The organism is Stenotrophomonas sp. Ker107b, from assembly GCF_053847245.1.
On sequence record NZ_JBSPHX010000001.1, the window covers coordinates 978,545 to 997,639 of the forward strand.

Annotated in this window: 18 protein-coding genes; 8 read left to right on the plus strand and 10 right to left on the minus strand. The window is 67.4% G+C overall.

Features of this window, described 5'->3' with window-relative positions; genetic code table 11:
• Window positions 1–175 precede the first annotated feature (175 nt).
• Both ACWV8V_RS04635 and ACWV8V_RS04640 read right to left on the minus strand, forming a co-directional pair.
• A complete protein-coding gene (locus tag ACWV8V_RS04635) occupies window positions 176–1,603 on the minus strand; it encodes an amino acid permease (protein ID WP_455899058.1) in 1,428 nt (475 codons plus the stop codon).
• Between the two features lie 68 nt (window positions 1,604–1,671).
• The gene (locus tag ACWV8V_RS04640) at window positions 1,672–3,150 is read right to left on the minus strand and encodes an amino acid permease (protein WP_123729134.1); all 1,479 of its coding nucleotides are present in this window, start codon (window positions 3,148–3,150) and stop codon (window positions 1,672–1,674) included.
• A gap of 162 nt (window positions 3,151–3,312) precedes the next feature.
• On the opposite strand from ACWV8V_RS04640, the gene ACWV8V_RS04645 reads away from it, so the two are divergent.
• A complete protein-coding gene (locus ACWV8V_RS04645; RefSeq protein ID WP_455899604.1) occupies window positions 3,313–3,918 on the plus strand; it encodes an NUDIX hydrolase in 606 nt (201 codons plus the stop codon).
• Between the two features lie 42 nt (window positions 3,919–3,960).
• Here ACWV8V_RS04645 and serA read toward each other — a convergent pair whose 3' ends face one another.
• A complete protein-coding gene (gene serA, locus ACWV8V_RS04650; RefSeq protein WP_455899059.1) occupies window positions 3,961–5,202 on the minus strand; it encodes a phosphoglycerate dehydrogenase in 1,242 nt (413 codons plus the stop codon).
• Window positions 5,203–5,406: 204 nt separating this feature from the next.
• Between serA and ACWV8V_RS04655 the strand changes: the two genes are divergently transcribed.
• From ACWV8V_RS04655 to ACWV8V_RS04670, 4 genes are all read left to right on the plus strand, one after another.
• Window positions 5,407–6,795, plus strand: a complete 1,389-nt coding sequence (locus ACWV8V_RS04655) for an FAD-binding oxidoreductase (protein WP_455899060.1) — start codon at window positions 5,407–5,409, stop codon at window positions 6,793–6,795.
• A 61-nt stretch (window positions 6,796–6,856) separates the two neighbouring features.
• Complete coding sequence (locus ACWV8V_RS04660; protein ID WP_123729721.1) at window positions 6,857–7,153, plus strand: DUF2388 domain-containing protein; 297 nt, start codon at window positions 6,857–6,859, stop codon at window positions 7,151–7,153.
• Entirely contained in the window at window positions 7,153–8,967 is a 1,815-nt protein-coding gene (locus ACWV8V_RS04665) for a DUF7844 domain-containing protein (RefSeq protein ID WP_455899061.1), read from the plus strand. Before ACWV8V_RS04660 ends, ACWV8V_RS04665 begins: the two co-directional genes overlap by 1 nt.
• A gap of 103 nt (window positions 8,968–9,070) precedes the next feature.
• Window positions 9,071–9,811, plus strand: coding sequence for an MliC family protein (locus tag ACWV8V_RS04670; protein WP_455899062.1), 741 nt, complete (start codon window positions 9,071–9,073; stop codon window positions 9,809–9,811).
• Between the two features lie 45 nt (window positions 9,812–9,856).
• Here ACWV8V_RS04670 and ACWV8V_RS04675 read toward each other — a convergent pair whose 3' ends face one another.
• The 7 genes from ACWV8V_RS04675 to ACWV8V_RS04705 all read right to left on the minus strand — a co-directional run bounded on the left by ACWV8V_RS04675 (window position 9,857) and on the right by ACWV8V_RS04705 (window position 16,601).
• A complete protein-coding gene (locus ACWV8V_RS04675; RefSeq protein WP_455899063.1) occupies window positions 9,857–10,333 on the minus strand; it encodes a hypothetical protein in 477 nt (158 codons plus the stop codon).
• Entirely contained in the window at window positions 10,308–10,874 is a 567-nt protein-coding gene (yeiP, locus tag ACWV8V_RS04680; RefSeq protein ID WP_121036675.1) for an elongation factor P-like protein YeiP, read from the minus strand. The genes ACWV8V_RS04675 and yeiP overlap by 26 nt, the downstream gene beginning before the upstream one ends.
• A 68-nt stretch (window positions 10,875–10,942) precedes the next feature.
• The gene (locus tag ACWV8V_RS04685) at window positions 10,943–11,713 is read right to left on the minus strand and encodes an SDR family NAD(P)-dependent oxidoreductase (protein WP_259260985.1); all 771 of its coding nucleotides are present in this window, start codon (window positions 11,711–11,713) and stop codon (window positions 10,943–10,945) included.
• A gap of 52 nt (window positions 11,714–11,765) precedes the next feature.
• The gene (locus tag ACWV8V_RS04690; protein ID WP_455899064.1) at window positions 11,766–14,354 is read right to left on the minus strand and encodes a sensor domain-containing protein; all 2,589 of its coding nucleotides are present in this window, start codon (window positions 14,352–14,354) and stop codon (window positions 11,766–11,768) included.
• A complete protein-coding gene (locus tag ACWV8V_RS04695) occupies window positions 14,351–15,244 on the minus strand; it encodes a hydroxymethylglutaryl-CoA lyase (protein WP_455899065.1) in 894 nt (297 codons plus the stop codon). Before ACWV8V_RS04695 ends, ACWV8V_RS04690 begins: the two co-directional genes overlap by 4 nt.
• Window positions 15,245–15,412: 168 nt before the next feature.
• Window positions 15,413–15,799, minus strand: coding sequence for a VOC family protein (locus tag ACWV8V_RS04700; RefSeq protein ID WP_259260982.1), 387 nt, complete (start codon window positions 15,797–15,799; stop codon window positions 15,413–15,415).
• Window positions 15,800–15,812: 13 nt separating this feature from the next.
• Entirely contained in the window at window positions 15,813–16,601 is a 789-nt protein-coding gene (locus ACWV8V_RS04705) for an enoyl-CoA hydratase-related protein (protein WP_259260981.1), read from the minus strand.
• Window positions 16,602–16,715: 114 nt separating this feature from the next.
• Here ACWV8V_RS04705 and ACWV8V_RS04710 point away from each other — a divergent pair, with 114 nt between their 5' ends.
• From ACWV8V_RS04710 to ACWV8V_RS04720, 3 genes are read left to right on the plus strand one after another with little or no spacing between them, the layout of a single operon-like run.
• Window positions 16,716–16,973, plus strand: coding sequence for a FeoA family protein (locus ACWV8V_RS04710; RefSeq protein WP_259260978.1), 258 nt, complete (start codon window positions 16,716–16,718; stop codon window positions 16,971–16,973).
• Window positions 16,970–18,829: a ferrous iron transporter B gene (gene feoB, locus ACWV8V_RS04715; protein ID WP_455899066.1), complete on the plus strand. Its 1,860-nt coding sequence runs from the start codon at window positions 16,970–16,972 to the stop codon at window positions 18,827–18,829. Before ACWV8V_RS04710 ends, feoB begins: the two co-directional genes overlap by 4 nt.
• Entirely contained in the window at window positions 18,829–19,083 is a 255-nt protein-coding gene (locus ACWV8V_RS04720) for a DUF6587 family protein (RefSeq protein ID WP_455899067.1), read from the plus strand. Before feoB ends, ACWV8V_RS04720 begins: the two co-directional genes overlap by 1 nt.
• Window positions 19,084–19,095 lie beyond the last annotated feature (12 nt).

Below are 19,095 nucleotides of genomic sequence, written 5' to 3' on the forward strand. Positions count from 1 at the left end.
CCGCACGCTGTCAGAGGCGGCGTGGTGTGGGTTGGCGGGGGTATGAGCCGCAGGGATGCGGCGACATAAGCCTCCAGGGATGGATTCACGGCGTCCCCCGCGAACCCTCACCGCCCCGCCAAACCGACCGCAACAGCACAGCCGAGGCCTCTGCTCTTGATCTGGGGCGCAGACCTTACTTCCCGCGCAAGCGGCTATGGCGATACCCATAACAGAAGTAGATCGCGAAACCGCCCAGCGTCCAGAAGCCCATCAGCATCCAGTTGTGGGCCGTCATCGCCGTCAGCAGCGCGATGCAGCTGAGCACACCCAGGCTGCAGATCAGCCACGCCATCGGCATCCGGAACGGACGCGGCAGGTCCGGCTGGGTACGGCGCAGTATCAGCACGCCCGCGCAGACTGCCGCGAACGCGATCAGCGTCCCCATCGAGGTCAGCTCACCGAGCACGTCCAGCGGGAACACCGCCGCCAGCATCGCGATGCCGATGCCGGTGATCACGGTGTTGATGTGCGGGGTGCGGTACTTGGGATGGATCTTGGTGAACAGCGGCGGCAGCAGCCCGTCGCGGCCCATGATCATGAAGATGCGCGGCTGCGCGATCACCATCACCAGCACCACCGAGGACAGCCCGATCAGCGCGCCGATCTCCACGACCACGCGCAACCAGCCCAGCTGCGGATGCGCCGCCACGGCGGTCACCACCGGCTCATCCGTGCCCAGCAGCTGGTACGGCACCAGCCCGGTCATCACCGCCGCCATGGCGATGTACAGCACGGTGCAGATCACCAGCGAGAGCAGCATGCCGATGGGCATGTCGCGCTGCGGTTTGTGCGATTCCTGTGCGGCCACCGACACCGCTTCGAAACCGATGTAGGCGAAGAACACCATCGCCGCACCGCGCAGCACGCCATCGAAGCCGTACTTGCCCGGGCCTTCGTTCTCCGGAATGAACGGGGTCCAGTTGGCCGGATCCACGTACTTCCAGCCCACCACGATCACCAGCACGATCAACGCGGTCTTGAGCACCACCATCGCCATGTTCATGGCCGAGGATTTGCTGATGCCCACGTAGCACAGCCAGGTCAGCAGCAGCACCAGCACCGCGGCCGGGATGTTGGCGATGGCGCCGGTCGGGCGCAGCTGGCCATCCAGTGGCGCACTGACCAGCGCGGCCGGGAGATGGATGTCGAAATGACTGAGCAGGCTCAGGAAATAGCCGGTCCAGCTGACCGCCACGGCCGAGGCGGAGACGCCGTATTCCAGCACCAGCATCCAGCCGATGAACCAGGCCGAGAGCTCGCCGAAGGTGGCATAGGTATAGGTGTAGGCGCTGCCGGAGACCGGCACCATCGCCGCGAATTCGGCGTAGGCCATCGCGCAGAACGCGCAGCAGATCGCGGCCAGCACGAACGACAGCATGATCGCCGGGCCGGCGTGGTTGGCCGCGGCCTGGCCGGTGATCACGAAGATGCCGCCGCCGATCACCGCGCCGATGCCCAGTGCGGTCAGTCCCCACGGGCCGAGGGTGCGGCGCAGGCTCAGGCCGTTGGCGTCTTCATGGGCGGCGTGCGGATGCTTGGTGGCCCACAGTTGCTTGAACATGGTTTGGATGTCTTCTCAGGCGCGACGTATCAAACGACCGGGCCGGCACTGGGCCGGCCCGGCAGCACTCAGGCGTTCTTCTTGTTCAGCTTGCTGTGGCGGATGCCGTAGCCGAAGTAGATGCACAGGCCCAGCAGGGTCCAGGCCACGAACAGGTGCCAATGCACCACGAACGCCTGGTAGAACAGGAACAGGCAGGCCAGGGCGCCCAGCGGGCAGATGACCCATACCATCGGTACGCGGAACGGGCGTTCCAGCTCCGGCCGTGTGTAGCGCAGGATCAGCACGCCGATGCAGACGGTGGCGAAGGCCAGCAGGGTGCCCATCGAGACCAGCTCGCCGAGCACGTTCAGCGGCACGGTACCGGCCAGGGTGGCGGCAATGGCGCCGACAACGATGGTGCTCCAGTACGGGGTACGGAAGCGCTTGTGCACCTTGCCGAAGATCTTCGGCAGCAGGCCGTCACGGGAGATCGTGTAGGCGATGCGGGTCTGGCCCATCATCATCACCAGGACCACCGAGGAGAGGCCGGCGATCGCACCGATTTCCACGGCGGTCTTCAGCCAGGACAGGGTCGGGTAGGGCTCCAGCGCGGTCGCGACGGGCTTGTCCGTGCCCAGCAGGTGATACGGCATCATGCCGGTCAGCACGGCGCAGACGATGATGTAGACGATGGTGCACACGGCCAGCGAGCCGAGCAGGCCGATCGGCATGTTGCGCTGCGGGTCCTTGGTTTCGCCGGCGGCGGTGGAGACCGCATCGAAGCCGATGTAGGCGAAGAACACGATGGTTGCCGCACGGAACACGCCGCTCCAGCCGAACTCACCCGGCACGCCGGTGTTCTCCGGAATGAAGGGGGTCCAGTTGGCCGTATCCAGGTGCGCCGCGCCGAAACCGATGAACAGGCAGATCACGGTGACCTTGATCGCGACGATGATCGCGTTGACGAAGGCCGACTGGGTCACGCCGACGTACAGCAGGCCGGAGACGGCCGCCACGATCAGTACCGCCGGCAGATTGAACAGCTTGCCGGAGGAGATGAACTCATGGCCGGTCCAGGCGATGGGCGCCGCGCTGAGCGCATCTGGGAACGGCATGTTCAGCGTCGTGGTGATGAAGCTGATCAGGTACGCCGACCAACCGACCGCGACCGAGGCCGAGGCGAACAGGTACTCCAGCACCAGGCACCAGCCGATGAACCAGGCCATGCCTTCGCCGAGGGTGGCGTAGGAGTAGGAGTAGGCGCTGCCGGAGACCGGCATCATCGCCGCGAATTCTGCGTAGCACAGGCCCGCCAGTGCGCAGGCGAAGCCGGCGAACACGAACGAGAGCATGACGGCCGGACCGGCATGGTTGGCCGCAGCCTGGCCGGTCAGCACGAAGATGCCTGCACCAATCACCGCACCAATGCCGAGCAGGATGAGATGTTTGGCGGTGAGGGTCCGTTTCAGCGTGACTTCGCCGTCCAGGCTGCCTTCGATGGGTTCGCCGGCATCGACGTGGCCGGCCGGTTCGACCGGCTTGACCCTCAACAGAGACTTCAGCATGCAGTGCTTCCCTAAAATGAACAAAGGTGAGGCGCGCGGTACATTGCCGCACGCCCTGATGGCGACTGGGCGCCCCAGCGGTGCGGGGCCCGCTGTACCTTAGCCAAAGCTGAAGCCGCTGTACAAGCACAAATGCAGCATGGCCGAGCGATAATCGGCCAAATCCGCACGATGCCTGCACCTGCCATGTCGCTGAACCCCGAATCCGTTGCCATTCCTGACGCCGCCCTGCGCAGTCAGCTTGACAATTACGCCCGCCGACATCCGGAGCACGCGGCATTGGCTGACGAATTCAGCACAGTGCTGGACGATCCCGAGAACCCGTTCCTGCGCGAGCGCCTGGCCGGGCACTTCACCGGCAGCGCGTGGCTGGTCAGTGCCGATGGGCAGCGCGTGCTGCTGACCCACCACCGCAAGCTGGACCGCTGGCTGCAGCTGGGCGGGCACGCTGATGGCGAGCGCGATCTGGCCCAGGTGGCGCTGAAGGAAGCCGAGGAGGAATCCGGGCTGACCGCGCTGGTGCTGGAGGATGGCGAGTTGTTCGACATCGACAAGCACTGGATCCCCGAACGCACGGACGTCCCGGGGCATTGGCACTACGACGCCCGCTACGTGGTGCGGGCGCTGGGCAGCGAGCAGTTCGCGATCAGTGAAGAGTCACTGGCGCTGGCGTGGCGCGAGATCCGTGACGTGGCCAACGCGGCGATCGAGACCCCGGATGGGGATGATTCGCTGCCGCGCATGGCCAAACGCTGGCTGGCACGGTGATTTAACAGGGACGGGGGTGATTATTAATTACCCCCGTCCCCGTTAATAAAGAACGCGGGTGCGCAGCGTGCCCGGGATGGCGGCCAGTTCGTCGCGCACGGCGCCGGCCTGGGCTTCGCTGGCGGTGATGTCGATCACCACGTAGCCGACCTTGGCGTCGGTACGCAGGAACTGGCCGTCGATGTTGACGTTGTGGCGCGAGAAGATCTCGTTGACCTTGGACAGTACGCCCGGCACGTTCTGGTGGATGTGCAGCAGGCGCAGGCTCTCGGCGTGCTCGGGCAACGTCACTTCCGGGAAGTTGACCGCCGACAGGGTGCTGCCGTTGTCGCTGTAGCGCACCAGTTTGGCCGCCACTTCCACACCGATGTTGTCCTGTGCTTCCAGTGTGCTGCCGCCCACGTGCGGGGTCAGGATCACGTTGTCGTGCGCGGTCAGCGGTGACACGAACGCATCGCCGTTGCCCTTGGGCTCGACCGGGAACACATCCAGCGCCGCACCACCGAGGTGGCCTGAGCGCAGCGCCGCATCCAGGGCGTCGATGTCGACCACGGTGCCGCGTGCAGCGTTGATCAGGTGGGCCCCGGGACGCATCCGCGCCAGTTCGTCGGCACCGATCATCCACTGCGTGGCAGGGGTTTCCGGCACATGCACGGTCACGATGTCGGCGCGCGACAGCAGGTCATCCAGGCTGATCGCCGCGCGGGCATTGCCCAGCGACAGCTTGGTTTCCACGTCGTGGAAGATCACCTGCATGCCCATCGCTTCGGCCATCACGCCGACCTGGGTGCCGATGTGGCCATAACCGATGATGCCCAGCGTCTTGCCGCGCACCTCATGGCTGCCGGCGGCCGACTTGGACCAGCCGCCGCGATGGCACTCGGCGTTCTTCTGCGGGATGCCGCGGGTCAGCATGATCGCTTCGGCGATCACCAGCTCGGCCACGCTGCGGGTGTTGGAGTAGGGCGCGTTGAACACCGGGATGCCGGCCAGTTCTGCTGCCTCCAGGTCGACCTGGTTGGTGCCGATGCAGAAGCAGCCGACCGCCATCAGGCGCTTGGCGTTGGCCAGCACGTCCGCGCTGAGCTGCGTGCGCGAGCGGATGCCGACGATGTGGGCCTCGGCGATGCGGGCTTTCAGCTCGTCTTCCGGCAGCGCCTTGCTGTGCAGTTCGATCTGCGAATAGCCGGCTGCCGTGAACACGTCGATCGCGGTCTGGCTGACCCCCTCGAGCAACAGTACGCGGATATCCTGCTTCGGGAACGAGGTCTTTTTCGGCGACATGGGCGGCGTGCGACGTATGGCGGTTGAGCCCCCAACTATGCCAGAAGCGGGCGGCGATGGTGCGGTGCGCCAATCAACGTCCGAACGGTTTCAGATGCACCTATTTTCGTGAGTGCGTGTGGCCGTCACAGGCGCGCCTGCTACTGGACGCGGCCGGTAGCGGCTGGCAGGCTTGCGGGCTCCCCCGGCACCGCCAGACGCCCCATGACCGATCCGCGCCTCGATTCGCTGTTGCTCGCTTGCCCCGGGCTGCGCCTGAAGACCGATCCAGCCGATCTGGAGCATTACGGCCGCGACTGGACCCGGCGCTGGACCCCGGCGCCGCTGGCGATCGCCCTGCCGAGCACGGTGGAGGAGGTGCAGGCGATCCTGCGCTGGGCGACCGCCCAGGGCGTGGCCGTGGTGCCCTCCGGTGGCCGCACCGGCCTCTCTGGTGGCGCGGTGGCAGCCCACGGCGAGCTGGTGCTCAGCCTGGAGCGGATGAACAGGCCGCTGGCCTTCGATGCGGTCGACCGCACGCTGACCGTACAGGCCGGTATGGCGCTGGAAGCGGTGCACAACACTGCACTCGAACACGGCCTGATCTATCCGGTGGATTTCGCCGCGCGCGGTTCGTGCTCGATCGGCGGCAACATCGCCACCAATGCCGGTGGCATCCGCGTGATCCGATACGGCAACACCCGCGAGTGGATCGCCGGCCTGAAGGTGGTGACCATGGCCGGTGAGCTGGTCGAGCTCAACAAGGGCCTGATCAAGAATTCCAGCGGCTATGACTTCCGCCAGCTGCTGATCGGCTCGGAAGGCACGCTCGGCGTGATCGTCGAAGCCACCTTGAAGCTCACCGATCCGCCGCCGGCCAGCAATGTGATGCTGCTGGCGCTGCCCTCGTTCGAGGTGCTGATGCAGGTGTTCGCCGCGTTCCGCGAGCGGTTGCAACTGCAGGCCTTCGAATTCTTCACCGACCGCGCGCTCGAGCACGTCCTGGCGCATGGCGCGCAGGCACCGTTCGACGAGGTCCATCCGTATTACGTGGTCACCGAATTCGCGGCCGGCGACGAGGTGCAGGAAGCCGCCGCGATGGCCGCGTTTGAAGACTGCATGGAGCACGGCTGGGTCAGCGATGGCGTGGTCAGCCAGAGCGATGCGCAGGCCGCGCAGCTGTGGCGCCTGCGCGAGGGCATCACCGAAGCGGTGGCGCGCTACAAACCCTACAAGAACGATGTCTCGGTGCGGATCTCGGCGATGCCGGCCTTCCTCGCCGAAACCCAGACGCTGATCGGGCAGGCGTACCCGCAGTTCGATGTGGTCTGGTTCGGGCACATCGGCGACGGCAACCTGCACATCAATGTGCTCAAGCCGGACGAGACCGCCGATGCGGAGTTCCTGACCCAATGCGAGCATGTCACCAAGCTGCTCGCTGGTGTGCTGGCGCGCTTTGACGGCAGCATCTCGGCCGAACACGGGATCGGCCTGGTCAAAAAGGGCTACCTGGACAGCACGCGCAGCGCCCCGGAAATCGCGCTGATGAAAGCGGTCAAACGTGCGTTTGATCCCCAAGCGCTGCTGAATCCCGGCAAGGTCTTTGACGTCTGAGGCAAGACAGGATTTCACGCAGCCTATACGCTCTGTGCTTTCCACCGCGAACGACACCCCGATGATGCGTCCGATCCTGCTTCTTGCCGTGCTCGCCCTGCCGTTGTCGGCGATGGCCTCCAGTTTCGCCGGCAGCTCTGCCGGCTCCGCGTCCGGCGCGTCCTCGGCCGGTTCGTCCAGCTCGGGCGATGACAAGATCGTGCTCGATGCGCGCGATGATGCCGCGGCCTTCGTGGCCAGCGACGGTGCGATCCGCGGTGCACGCCTGGAGGCAGCGCTGCTGCACCTGCGCGAGCAGAGCGTTGCGCAGCAGCAGGCCAGCGACATGGTGCTGGCCAGGACCCTGCTGGCCCGCTGATGCGAACGCGTGGTCAGGTCCGCCGCTGGCGTTGGGCGGTCCTGATCGCGTGGCTCGCCGCGCCGTTGGCACAGGCGGAGCTGCAGCTGGAGTTGCAGCCGCAGGGATTGAGCGCCACGCAGATCGTGGCCGCCGAGCGTGCGCTTCAGCAGGTCCGTTCGCGCCTGCCGCCGACGTGGCAGGCACGCTTCCAGCAGCCGGTGCAGGTGCGCTGGTCGGACACGTTGCCCGCGCACGTGCATGGCCGGGCCCGCAACGGCACGATCACCCTGCAGCGCGCGTTGCTGGACACCGTGCAGGATGATGAGCCGCTGCCGCGCCCGCTCGAAGCCGCGCTGATCCATGAGCTGACCCATGTGCTGGACCGTTCGCCGCAGGGTGGCTGGTCGCGCGATGCGCGTCTGCGCGATCTGGCCGGCTGGCAGCGACGCCCGTGGAAGCTCGGCCGCACGGCGAACGCCTTCAGCGGGCGCAGTCCGGACGATTACGAACGCACGCGTCCGGCCGAGTTCCTGGCCGTCAACGCCGAGCACCTGCTGCTCGATCCGGATTACGCCTGCCGCCGTCCGGCCGTCGCCGCGTGGTTTGCCGCGCACCTCGGGCCGAACGACCAGGCCGTGAGATGCGACAGCCGTCTGCCGTTGATGCAGGCCGAAGAAGACGCGGGCGCCGCGACCCTGCTCGAACTGGATCCGGCCCGGATCTACGCGGTGGACTACCTGCTCGCCGAAGGCAATGACCAGCTGATGAGCCGCTGGGGCCACAGCATGCTGCGGCTGGTGATCTGCGCGCCGCGCCGGCCGCGTGGGCCGGCGTGCCGGATGGATCTTTCCCATCACCGCGTGCTGTCCTACCGCGCCTTCGTCGGCGATGTACAGATCTCCAGCTGGCGCGGGCTGACCGGCGCCTATCCTGCGCGCCTGTTCGTGCTGCCGCTCAACCAGGTCATCAACGAATACACCCAGGTGGAACTGCGGGGGCTCTCGTCGGTCCCGCTGGCGTTGGATGCGCCGGACATCGCCAGCCTGCTGGAGCGTGTCGCGCAGGTGCACTGGAGCTATGACGGCCGCTATCTGTTCGTCAGCAACAACTGCGCGGTAGAGACCGGCAAGCTGCTGCAGGAAGGCGTGCCACGTCTGGCATCGCCCGGGTTGAACCGGATCACGCCGCGCGGGCTGCTGGCCCGCCTGGAGCGCCTGGGCGTGGCGGATGCCAGTGTGCTGGCCGATCGCGGGCAGGCGACGCGACAGGGCTATTACTTTGCCTCTGCCGAAGATCACTACCAGCAGTTGTTCGATGCGGCGCGCCAGCAGCTGCCGCTGGGCACGGCAGACGTCGGCCACTGGTTGCGGCAGCCGGCCAGCGAGCGTGCACGCTGGGTAGAGCAGGGGGATCTGCGCGCCACGGCCGCCCTGCTGTTGCTGGAACAGGCTGCCCTGCGTCGCGAGGAACTGCGCGCGCGCGACGTGCTGAAACGGCTGCTGGGCGATCCGGGCAACGCCGATGGCACGGCGCGCGACGCGCTGCGCGCATTGCTGGAAGACACCGGCCAGCTGATCAGTCCGGCCGCGCTTGTGCAGGGGGACGGCTACGGGCTGCCTTCGGCGGACGAGCGGGTGCAGGCCCGCGCGGCGGCGGCGCGGCTCAGTGCCCAGGGCGTACCGGCCTGGAAGGCGCTGCAGCAGCAGCTCAAACACCGCCTGCCACAGGCACAGCAACGCGAACTGGCCCTGATCGACAGCAACCTGGCACGGCTGGGCGCGCGCATGCGTGCGCTGGCGCGAGAGGACGAAGGACGGGTCGCACCGCACTGAACCGCGTGTTCAGCGATGCCCGGAAGGTCAGCGTTGCTTCACCTGCTCTCACGGCGCGGCAGGTACGATCAAGTGTTGTTGACGTTATCGCAAGGAGTCCCTCATGCGCGCATCTCCCTGGTTGTTGAGCCTGGCCATTACCGGCGCACTCGCCGCCTGCCAGCCGGCCAGTCAGAGCAGCCCCGCCGCCGATGGCAGTGAAGCCCCCCCGCCGATCAATGCTTCCACTGCTGAAGAGCGCGCGTATGCGTTCCGCTGTGGCGAGCTGGAAGTGCATGCCACCTATCGTGGTCAGGATTCGGCAACGGTGGTGGTGGGTGACCGCACCTTCCCGATGTCCTCGCAGCCTGCCGCGTCCGGCGCCAAGTATGGCGATGGGCAGGGCAACGAATTCTGGACCAAGGGCACCACCGAAGGCAGCCTGATCCTCAGTGGCGAGCCGGACCGTACCTGCACCGGCACCGGCGAGCAGGGCGGCCAAGCACCGCCGGCCAACGCCACGGCTGACGCAGCGGATGCCGATGCGGCGGGCGGGTTCCGCGCGACCGGCAATGAGCCGGGCTGGCTGGCCCAGGTGGCGGCGGGCGCTACGCCGGCGCTGCACATCGAGATGGACTACGGCGAGCGCAAGCTCGAGATTGCCAGCCCCACGCAGGGCCGTGACGGCTGGTCCGGTACGGCTGCCGACGGCACGCCGGTCAAACTGACCTTCCAGCGCACGGTGTGCCAGGACGAGATGAGTGGGCAGGCCTTCGGTGCCACGGCCATGCTCACGGTCGGCGCGCGCCAGTACCACGGCTGTGGTGATTTCGCCGGCGCGCCATCGTTGGCCGCCAAGCCCTGATCCAGTTGAAGACACCGGATGCGCGCGTGCGCGTCCGGTGAACCGTTACATGCCGCGCGGGCAGGGGTTGGGCAGCGCCCGGCTGTCGACATCAAGCACGAGTTCATTGCGGGTGCCCAGCAGCATCAGCTCAGTGTGCACCAGGCAGTTGTCGGTATGGCGCTGCAGGAGTTGATTGAAGCGCCGGGCACGGTCGTCGCAGCTCTCGTGGATCGCGTAGGCCAATTCGCGGGCGCGGTCCTCGTCGTACGCTTCTTCGCCAGCGAAGTGCTGGCAGGCGCTTTCGCGCGTCAAAAAGGCCCGCACGTCGCCGGGCATCGCGCAGTACATGCGGATGTCCTCGGCCACGAACACCTGCGCTGGCACTTCGCAGCGGGCATTGCCGTTGCTGCTGTCGGAGATCGCGTCCGGAGCCGGCGCATCCAGCGTCTCACTCTCCACTGCCCGCGGCGAGCACGCCGCGAGCAGCAGGAGCAGGACGATCAGTACGGACCGCTTAGTCGGCACGGCCGGCGAATTCACCGGTGGTGGTGTTGACCAGCACGCGTTCGCCGTTGGCGATGTACTCCGGCACCATGATCTCGATGCCGGTGCTGAGCTTGGCCGGCTTCGGGCGCTTGGTGGCGGTGCCGCCCTTGAGTTCCGGCGGGGTTTCGACCACTTCCAGCACCACGCTGGTCGGCAGCTGCACGCCCACCGGGGTCTCGTCGATCACCTGCACATAGATGCCGGTCAGGCCGTCGGTGATGTAGCCGGCGTCATCGCCGAGCACGTCCGCATCGACCATGTACGGGGTGTAGTCCTCGTCATCGAGGAAGACGAAGGCGTCGCCATCCATGTACGAGTAAGTGGCCTGACGGCGCAGCAGCTCGACTTCGGGCAGGTTGTCGTCGGCATCGAAGCTGGAATCGAGCTTGTTGCCGCCGGGCACGCTGTACATGATGAAACGGAAGCGGACATTGCCGCCGCGGCCCTGCGGGGAGCTGCGTTCGATGTCGCGGATCTGGTAGACGCCGTTGTTGAATTCGACGACGTTGCCTTTCTTGATGTCGCTGGCTTTCATGGGAATGAAGGTCGGTTCGTGGAGGTGGCGGGTGCCGGAACCGGGCACCCAGCGGGTTGCGTGCTCGCTTACTTCGGCGCCAGACGCACGGCGCCGTCAAGGCGGATGGTCTCGCCGTTGAGATAGGTGTTGCCCAGGATATAGGCGACCAGGCCGGCGAAATCCTCCGGCTTGCCCAGGCGGGGCGGGAACGGGATCGAGGCGGCCAGCGATTCCTGCACGGCCGGCGGCATGCCATCGACCATCGGGGTCCAGAAGATGCCCGGGGCGATGGTCATCACGCGGATGCCGAAGCGCGACAGTTCGCGGGCCATCGGCAGGGTCATGCTGACCACGCCGCCCTTGGAGGCGGCATAGGCAGCCTGGCCGATCTGGCCTTCGTAGGCCGCCACGCTGGCGGTGTTGATGATCACGCCGCGCTCGCCGTCCTCGCCCGGGGTGTTGTGCTGCATGCGGTTGGCGGCGGCCTTGGCGACGTTGAAGCTGCCGACCAGGTTGACCATCACCGTGCCCTGGAAGTTGGCCAGCGGCATCGGCGCTTCTTTGCCGAGCACGCGGCCGGCACCCAGAATGCCGGCGCAGTTGATCGCGGTGTTCAGCCCGCCGAGGAAGTCGCAGGCGGCATCGATCTGCGCGGCGACGGCGGCTTCGTCGCTGACGTTGGTGCTGTAGTAGCGCGCGTTGGCCTCCCCAAGCTCGGCCACGGCGGCCGCGCCCTTGTCGTCATTGAGATCGAACAGGGCCACCTTGGCGCCGTTGGCGACCAGGTGCTGGGCCACGGACAGGCCGAGGCCGGAGACACCGCCGGTGATGACGGCGCGGACAGAAGACAGCTGCATTGCACGATCCTGCTGGTTCAAGAACCGCCGATTCTAACGGAAGCGGCCGCGATCACCGTTGTGCACTGCCCACCGCGACCTTTGCGCGCAGGGCCAGGCGGCGGGCGAACTCATCCGGTGCCAGCCCCGGCGCGAACAGAAAGCCCTGGCCGACCGAGACCCCCAACGTCTGCAGGAACTGGCGCTGCGCTTCCGATTCCACGCCCTCGGCGACCAGCCCCAGCCCGAGGCTGCGGGCGATCCCGCAGACGGCCTCGCAGACCGCCACGTCCGAGCGGTTGCCCGGTACCCCCTCCACGAACAGCTGGCTCAGTTTGAGCCCATGGATCGGCAGCCGACGCAGGTAGTTCAGGGCGCTGTAGCCTTCGCCGAAGTCGTCTATGGTGAGCAGTACGCCCATCTCGCGCAGGCGGGCGAAGGTCTGCAGGGTGTCCGGGGCATCCTCGATCAACACCCGCTCGGTGAACTCCAGTTCCAGTGCGCTGCCGGGCAGGTGGAATTCATCCAGCACGGCGCGCACATGCCGGGCCAGGTCTTCGCCGACGAATTGCCGGTAAGACACATTGACCGCCACCCGCACGATACCCAGCCCGTCGTCCTGCCATTGGCGTACCTGCCGGCAGGCTTCGCGCAGGACCCACAGGCCGATCCGGACGATGTCGCCCGTGCTTTCGGCATGGGCGATGAAGATATCCGGGCGCAGCTCGCCGAGCTGGGTGTTGCGCCAGCGGATCAGGGCCTCGGCCGCCACCAGCTGGCCGCTGTGCAGGTTGACCTGCGGCTGGTAGACCAGATGGAACTCGTCATCGTCCAGGGCGCGGTGCAGGCGGCTTTCGATCTGCAGGCGGTCATGCTGGCGCTGGGCCAGTTCGGGCGAGAACACCTGCCAGCCGTTGCGGGTGCGTCGCTTGCAGTCGTACATGGCGATGTCGGCGTTCTGGATCAGCTGCTGCGGGCGCAACCCGTCCTGGGGCGCCCGCGCGATGCCGATGCTGGTGGTCACCGGGAACTCGTCGGCGCCGAAGCGGAACGGGGTGCTGAACGCACGGGTGATCGCTTCGGCGAGCCGTTCGGGCTGGTCGGCCTGGTCGCGGGTATCGCAGACCACCAGGAACTCGTCACCGCCGAACCGGGCCAGCAATCCTTCGGTGCCGATCGCGGTGGCGATGCGGCGGGTGGCATCGATCAGCAGTTCGTCGCCGGCATTGTGGCCGAGCAGGTCGTTGACGATCTTGAACCGGTCCAGATCGATGTACAGCACCGCAACCCGGCAGTGCGTCGGGTTGGCCATGCGCGTGGCCAGATCGTTGAGTACCGCGTCGCGGTTCATGATCCCGGTGAGCGGATCGGTGCGCGCCTGGATCCGCAGCGTCTCTTCGGCCTGTTTGCGCGCGGTGATGTCCTGCACGGTGCCGGCGATGCGCGCGGCATCGACATCGCCGGCCTCGGCCTCGCCGATCATCCGCACCCAGAACGAGTGGCCGTCGCTGCGCTGGCCCTGCAGCTCCAGCTCGAAGGAGACCTGCTTGTCGATCACATCCAGCAGTGCCTGCTGCAGCTGCGCGCGGTCATCCACGCGCAGGCATTCCAGCAGCTCGGCCATGTCGCGCATCGGCAACGCCTGGCCCAGGATGCGGGTCGCCTCGTCGGTCAGGTACAGGCGCTGCAGGCCCCGGTCCCATTCCCAGCCACCGATGTGCGCCAGCGACTGCGCGCGGTCGAACAGCGTGTTGTTGCGCTTGAGTTCGGTGATGTCGCTGAACAGGCCGAACACGTGGTCCGGCGCATCGCGCCCATTGCCGTACACCGGCACGTTGGTGGTGGAGATCCAGATCATCCGGCCGCGCGGGCGGTGGTACAGGCCGACGATGGTGCTGCGCACGATGCGCCCGGTCTGCAGCGAGACGCTGGCCGGCCATTGCTCGCGGGTGAGCGGGTGGCCGTGCTCGTCCACGCTGATCCAGTCTTCCGGCGCCAGCATCGCCTGCAGGCTGCCGCCGTTGCCGGCGATACCGAGGATGCGGTGGGCGGCCGGGTTGGCGGAAACCACCCGCAGCTGGCGGTCGAACAGGATCACGCCCTTGTCGATGGACTCCATCAGCAGTCGATAGCGCGACTCGGCCTGCCAGCGGCTGCTCAGGTCGCGCGCCACGGCCACGATGCAGTGGTCGCCCTGATGCTCGAACCCGGCCGAATGCACCTCCACCGGAAAGCGGCTGCCGTCGCCGCGCATGTTGGTGACTTCGATGACGTAGGTTTCGCCCTGGCGCAACGCCTCCCAGACCGGATCCAGATGATCGCTGGGCAGGTCCGGGTTCAACAGCTCGATCGGTTGGCCGATGATCTCTTCGCGCGGGCGGCCATACGCGCGCACCCCCGCCTTGTTGAGATCCAGTACCACGCCGTCCTCGCTGAGGATGCTGACCGGATCGGGAACCGCATCGAACAGCGCGGTGTAGCGACGCAGGGCCAGCTGACGTTCGTCCATGGCTTCCTGCAGGGCCTGCTGGGCCGCTTCGAGCAGCCCATGCAGTTCGCCGGGTGACTGTGCCAGTGCGCGATCCAGGGCGGCCAGCGCGTGGACGTGGGCGGTGAGGTGATCACCGACCGCAGCGTCCTTGCGCGGGCCGCTCTGTTTCATGTCGCTGCCAGGGCCTTGCCGGTTTTGCTGCCGGTCTCGCGGCCCAGGCGTGCGGCCAGCCAGCGCCCGGTGGTGGCCAGCGCTGGCAGATCGATGCCGGTGCGCATGCCGATGCCGTGCAGCATGTAGACCACGTCCTCGCTGGCCACGTTGCCGCTGGCACCCTTGGCATACGGGCAACCGCCCGCGCCGGAGACGGCCGAATCGACCACCCGCACGCCTTCTTCCAGGCAGGCATCGATGTTGGCCAGGGCCTGGCCATAGGTGTCGTGGAAGTGCACGGCCAGCGCGGCCATCGGCAGTTCGCTGGCGACGGCCTTGAGCATCGCGCGCGCCTTGCGCGGCGTGCCGACGCCGATGGTGTCGCCGAGCGAGATTTCGTAACAGCCCATCTCATGCAGCGCGCGGGCGACGCGGACCACCTCGCTCACCGCGACCTCGCCCTGGTAGGGGCAGCCGAGCACGGTGGACACATAGCCACGCACCTTGACCCCATCGGCCTTGGCACGTTCCAGGATGGGCGCGAAGCGCGCCAGCGACTCATCGATGCCGGCGTTGGTGTTGGTGCGGTTGAAGGTCTCCGAGGCAGCGGTGAACACCGCCACTTCCTGCACCCCGACGGCGAGGGCGCGGTCGTAGCCCTGTTCGTTGGGGACCAGTACCGGGTAGGCGATGCCCGCGACACGGGTGATGCCGGTATAGACCTCGGCGGCGTCGGCCAGCTGCGGCACCCAGCGCGGGCTGACGAAGCTGGTCGCTTCGATGGTGCGCAGGCCGGTCAGCGAAAGCTGGCGGATCAGCTCGATCTTGTCGGCGGTGTCGACCGGGCGTGCTTCGTTCTGCAGCCCATCGCGCGGGCCGACCTCGACGATGCGGACGAAATCATCCATGCGCCAGCCCTCCGCGAACGGAGTGACGGACGGCCAGCAGGGAGCGGGGTGGGGTAGAGATCACGGAGGTTCCTGACAGACGAAAGGCGGCCCACGGTCCCCGGCGGGCCACGAAAAGGGGATACGCGGGATGGGCGGCAAAGCGGCCATCCCTGCGGCGGTGGGCGGTCAGCCCGGGTGGTGGCAGACCGCCTCGATGTTGTTGCCATCCGGGTCGAGCACGAACGCCCCGTAATAGTCGGGGTGGTAATGCTCGCGGATGCCCGGGGCACCGTTGTCCGTGCCCCCGGCTGCCAGTGCGGCGCGGTGGAAGGCATCCACGTCGGCCCGGCTGGCGGCGCTGAACGCGATGTGCACCCCGCCATGGGCGCCCGGGGCGTTGCCGATCCAGAAGTCCGGCTTGCCGGTGCGGCCGAAGCCGGCATGGTCATGGTCGCCGGTCTGGGCGGCCGATACCTGCATCACCACCGAGATGCCCAGCGGGCCCAGGGCCTTCTGGAAGAACGCCAGGCTGCGCGGAAAATCGGCGCAGCGGATGCCCACATGGTCGAGCATGACCTGTCTCTCCTCAGTCTTGGGTGACCCAATGGGGGGAACGCTTGTCCAGGAAGGCGCCGAGGCCCTCCTGGCCTTCGGCCGAGACCCGCAGGCGGGCGATCAGGGCGGCATTGTCACGGTCGGTGGCGTCGCGGTCGCGACCCAGCGCCACGCGCCGGACCAGATCCTTGGCCGAGGACGAGGCCACCGGGCCGGCCTTGTCGAGCAGGCCCAGCTGGCGCTGCACGGCCTCGTCGATGCGCTCGGGCTCGATCAGCTGGTGGACCAGGCCGATGCGCAGCGCGGTCTCGGCGTCGAAATGCTCGCCGGTGGCAAACCAGCGGCGGGCCTGGCGCGGGCCGATCGCGTCAATGACATAAGGCGAGATCACCGCCGGCAGCAGGCCCAGACGGCTTTCGGTCAGGCCGAAGCGGGCGCTGGTGCTGGCGATGGCGATATCGCAGCACGCCACCAGGCCGACCCCGCCACCGAAGGCGGCGCCCTGCACGCGGGCGATGGTCGGCTTGGGGAGCTCGTCCAGGGTCCGCATCAGGCGGGCCAGGGCGAGCGAGTCCTGGCGGTTGTCCTCCTCGCTGGCGGCCGCCATGCCGCGCATCCACTGCATGTCCGCGCCCGCCGAGAACGAGGCACCTTCGCCGGCCAGCACCACCGCCCGGACGTGGTCGTCGCGGCCGGCGGCCTCCAGGGCGGCCGTCAACTGGGCGATCAACGAGGCGTCGAACGCGTTGTGCAGGGCGGGGCGGTTCAACCACAGGGTCAGCACCGAGGCGCTGCGTTCAATCCGTAGTGCATCACTCATGGGTCGGCTTGCTCCATAACATGTACAGATCATAGCGGGCCATCGGTCACGGGCAATGACGCGACGCGGCGATGGTAGAATTGATAACCATTCCTATCATCGAGAAGGCGCTCCGTGACGTTGTCCGATCTGGCGCTGTATGACTCCGCCCTGGTGGAGTCCGTACAGGAACTACACGCAAACGATGCGATCGCCCGCCGACTGAAGGAGCTTGGCTTCGTCAAAGGGGAAGAGGTGCGTCTGGTAGCCCGTGGTCCAGTGGGCGCCGAGCCGCTGCTGGTGCAGGTCGGGTTCACGCGCTTCGCGCTGCGCCGCAGTGAGGCGGCCCGCATCGTGGTGACCGCGCTGAAGGCCCAGGAGGCCCGCGCATGAGCGCTGTGACCAACGCGCTGCGCATCGCCCTGGTGGGCAATCCCAACAGCGGCAAGACCGCGCTGTTCAACCAGCTCACCGGCAGCCGCCAGAAGGTGGCCAACTACACCGGCGTGACCGTCGAGCGTAAAGAGGGTCGCCTGCGTGCGCCGTCGGGCCGCGAGTTCGCCGTGCTGGATCTGCCGGGCGCCTACAGCCTGCAGCCGGCCAGCCTGGATGAGGCGATCACCCGCGACCTGTGCCGGGGCTTCTACCCGGGCGAGGCCGCGCCGGACGTGCTGTTGTGCGTGATCGATGCGACCAACCTGCGCCTGCACCTGCGCTTCGCGCTGGAACTGCGCGAGCTGGGCAAGCCGATGATCGTGGCGCTGAACATGGTGGATGCGGCCGAGCGCCGCGGCATCAAGATCGATGTGCCCGCGCTGGAGCAGGCGCTGGGCGTGCCCGTGGTGGAAACCGTGGCGGTGCGCCGCAACGGCGCGGCCAAGCTGGTCGAGCGCCTGGATGCGATGGTGCCGCACCTGCAGGCCCCGGTGGCCGTGCCCGCCGCCGAGACCGACTACCACGCCCAGGTGCGCGACATTCTTGGCAGCGCGGTGAGCATGCCCACGCGCACGGCCAAGATCGATGACGCGCTGGACCGCTGGCTGCTGCACCCGGTGTTCGGGCTGCTGACCCTGGCCGTGGTGATGTTCCTGATCTTCCAGGCCGTGTACGCCTGGGCGACCCCGGTGATGGATTTGATCGAGGCCGGTACCGGTGCACTCGGCGATTGGGTGGGTGGGGCGTTGCCGGAAGGTCCGCTCAACAGCCTGCTGACCGACGGCATCATCGCCGGCGTGGGCGGGGTGATCATCTTCCTGCCGCAGATCCTGATCCTGTTCGCCTTCATCCTGGCGCTGGAGGAATCCGGCTACCTGCCGCGTGCCGCCTTCCTGCTGGACCGCATGATGGCCGCGGCCGGTCTGTCCGGGCGTTCGTTCATCCCGTTGCTGTCCAGCTTCGCCTGCGCGGTGCCGGGCATCATGTCCACCCGCAGCATCCAGGATCCGCGCGACCGGCTTGCCACCATTCTGGTCGCGCCACTGATGACCTGTTCGGCGCGCCTGCCGGTGTACGCGCTGCTGATCGGCGCCTTCATCCCGCAGAAGCAGATCTGGGGCGTGTTCAACCAGCAGGGCCTGGTGTTGTTCGGGCTGTATGCCGCCGGCATCCTCAGCGCGCTGCTGATGTCGTGGACCATGAAGAAGTGGCGCCGCGACAAGAGCGAGCACCCGCTGATGTTGGAACTACCGTCCTACCGCATTCCGCATCCGCGTGATCTGGCGGTCGGTCTGTACGAGCGCGGCATGATCTTCCTCAAGCGCGTGGGCGGCATCATCCTGGCGCTGACCATCCTGCTGTGGGTACTGCTGTCGTTCCCGGGCGCGCCGGAGAACGCGACCATGCCGGCGATCGACTACAGCTTCGCCGGGCAGATCGGCCATGCGATGGCGGTGTTCTTCGCGCCGCTGGGCTTCAACTGGCAGATCTGCATCGCGCTGATCCCTGGCCTGGCCGCGCGTGAAGTGGCGGTGGCCTCGCTGGCCACGGTGTACGCGCTGTCGGCTGCCGATGATGACGCTGCCAGCCAGGCGCTGACCCCGCTGATCAGCGATGGCTGGTCGCTGGCCACCGCGCTGTCGCTGCTGGTCTGGTACATCTATGCCCCGATGTGCATTTCCACGTTGGCCACGATCAAGCGTGAGACCAACTCGTGGAGGCAGATGGGCTTTGCCACGTTCTACCTGTTCGCTGCCGCCTACATCGCCTCGCTGATCACCTACCAGGTGACCGTGGCACTGGGTGGCGGTTGATGGAGGCCGGGCTGCTGCTGCAGTACGTCGTGATCGCGCTGGCCGTGGTGGTCAGCGCGTGGGTGGTGATGAAGAAGCAGTTCCCGGGCACCGTGCGCAAGGCACGCGGGGCGATCGCGCTTGGGCTGGTCAAGCCGCAGCGCGCCGCCTGGCTGCAGGCGCTGGGCCGTAAGATCGCGCCACCGGCGACCGGTAGCGGTGGCGCGTGCGATGGTTGTGACAGCTGCGGGCCGACGCCGCCGAAGCAGCACTGAGCCGCGCCAAAA

Excerpts from the sequence above, each read along its gene's own strand:
- ACWV8V_RS04635 (WP_455899058.1), bottom strand. The coding sequence starts at position 1,603 with ATGTTCAAGCAACTGTGGGCCACCAAGCATCCGCACGCCGCCCATGAA.
- ACWV8V_RS04640 (WP_123729134.1), bottom strand. The coding sequence starts at position 3,150 with ATGCTGAAGTCTCTGTTGAGGGTCAAGCCGGTCGAACCGGCCGGCCAC.
- serA (WP_455899059.1), bottom strand. The coding sequence starts at position 5,202 with ATGTCGCCGAAAAAGACCTCGTTCCCGAAGCAGGATATCCGCGTACTG.
- ACWV8V_RS04655 (WP_455899060.1), top strand. The coding sequence starts at position 5,407 with ATGACCGATCCGCGCCTCGATTCGCTGTTGCTCGCTTGCCCCGGGCTG.
- ACWV8V_RS04660 (WP_123729721.1), top strand. The coding sequence starts at position 6,857 with ATGATGCGTCCGATCCTGCTTCTTGCCGTGCTCGCCCTGCCGTTGTCG.
- ACWV8V_RS04665 (WP_455899061.1), top strand. The coding sequence starts at position 7,153 with ATGCGAACGCGTGGTCAGGTCCGCCGCTGGCGTTGGGCGGTCCTGATC.
- ACWV8V_RS04670 (WP_455899062.1), top strand. The coding sequence starts at position 9,071 with ATGCGCGCATCTCCCTGGTTGTTGAGCCTGGCCATTACCGGCGCACTC.
- yeiP (WP_121036675.1), bottom strand. The coding sequence starts at position 10,874 with ATGAAAGCCAGCGACATCAAGAAAGGCAACGTCGTCGAATTCAACAAC.
- ACWV8V_RS04685 (WP_259260985.1), bottom strand. The coding sequence starts at position 11,713 with ATGCAGCTGTCTTCTGTCCGCGCCGTCATCACCGGCGGTGTCTCCGGC.
- ACWV8V_RS04690 (WP_455899064.1), bottom strand. The coding sequence starts at position 14,354 with ATGAAACAGAGCGGCCCGCGCAAGGACGCTGCGGTCGGTGATCACCTC.
- ACWV8V_RS04695 (WP_455899065.1), bottom strand. The coding sequence starts at position 15,244 with ATGGATGATTTCGTCCGCATCGTCGAGGTCGGCCCGCGCGATGGGCTG.
- ACWV8V_RS04700 (WP_259260982.1), bottom strand. The coding sequence starts at position 15,799 with ATGCTCGACCATGTGGGCATCCGCTGCGCCGATTTTCCGCGCAGCCTG.
- ACWV8V_RS04705 (WP_259260981.1), bottom strand. The coding sequence starts at position 16,601 with ATGAGTGATGCACTACGGATTGAACGCAGCGCCTCGGTGCTGACCCTG.
- feoB (WP_455899066.1), top strand. The coding sequence starts at position 16,970 with ATGAGCGCTGTGACCAACGCGCTGCGCATCGCCCTGGTGGGCAATCCC.
- ACWV8V_RS04720 (WP_455899067.1), top strand. The coding sequence starts at position 18,829 with ATGGAGGCCGGGCTGCTGCTGCAGTACGTCGTGATCGCGCTGGCCGTG.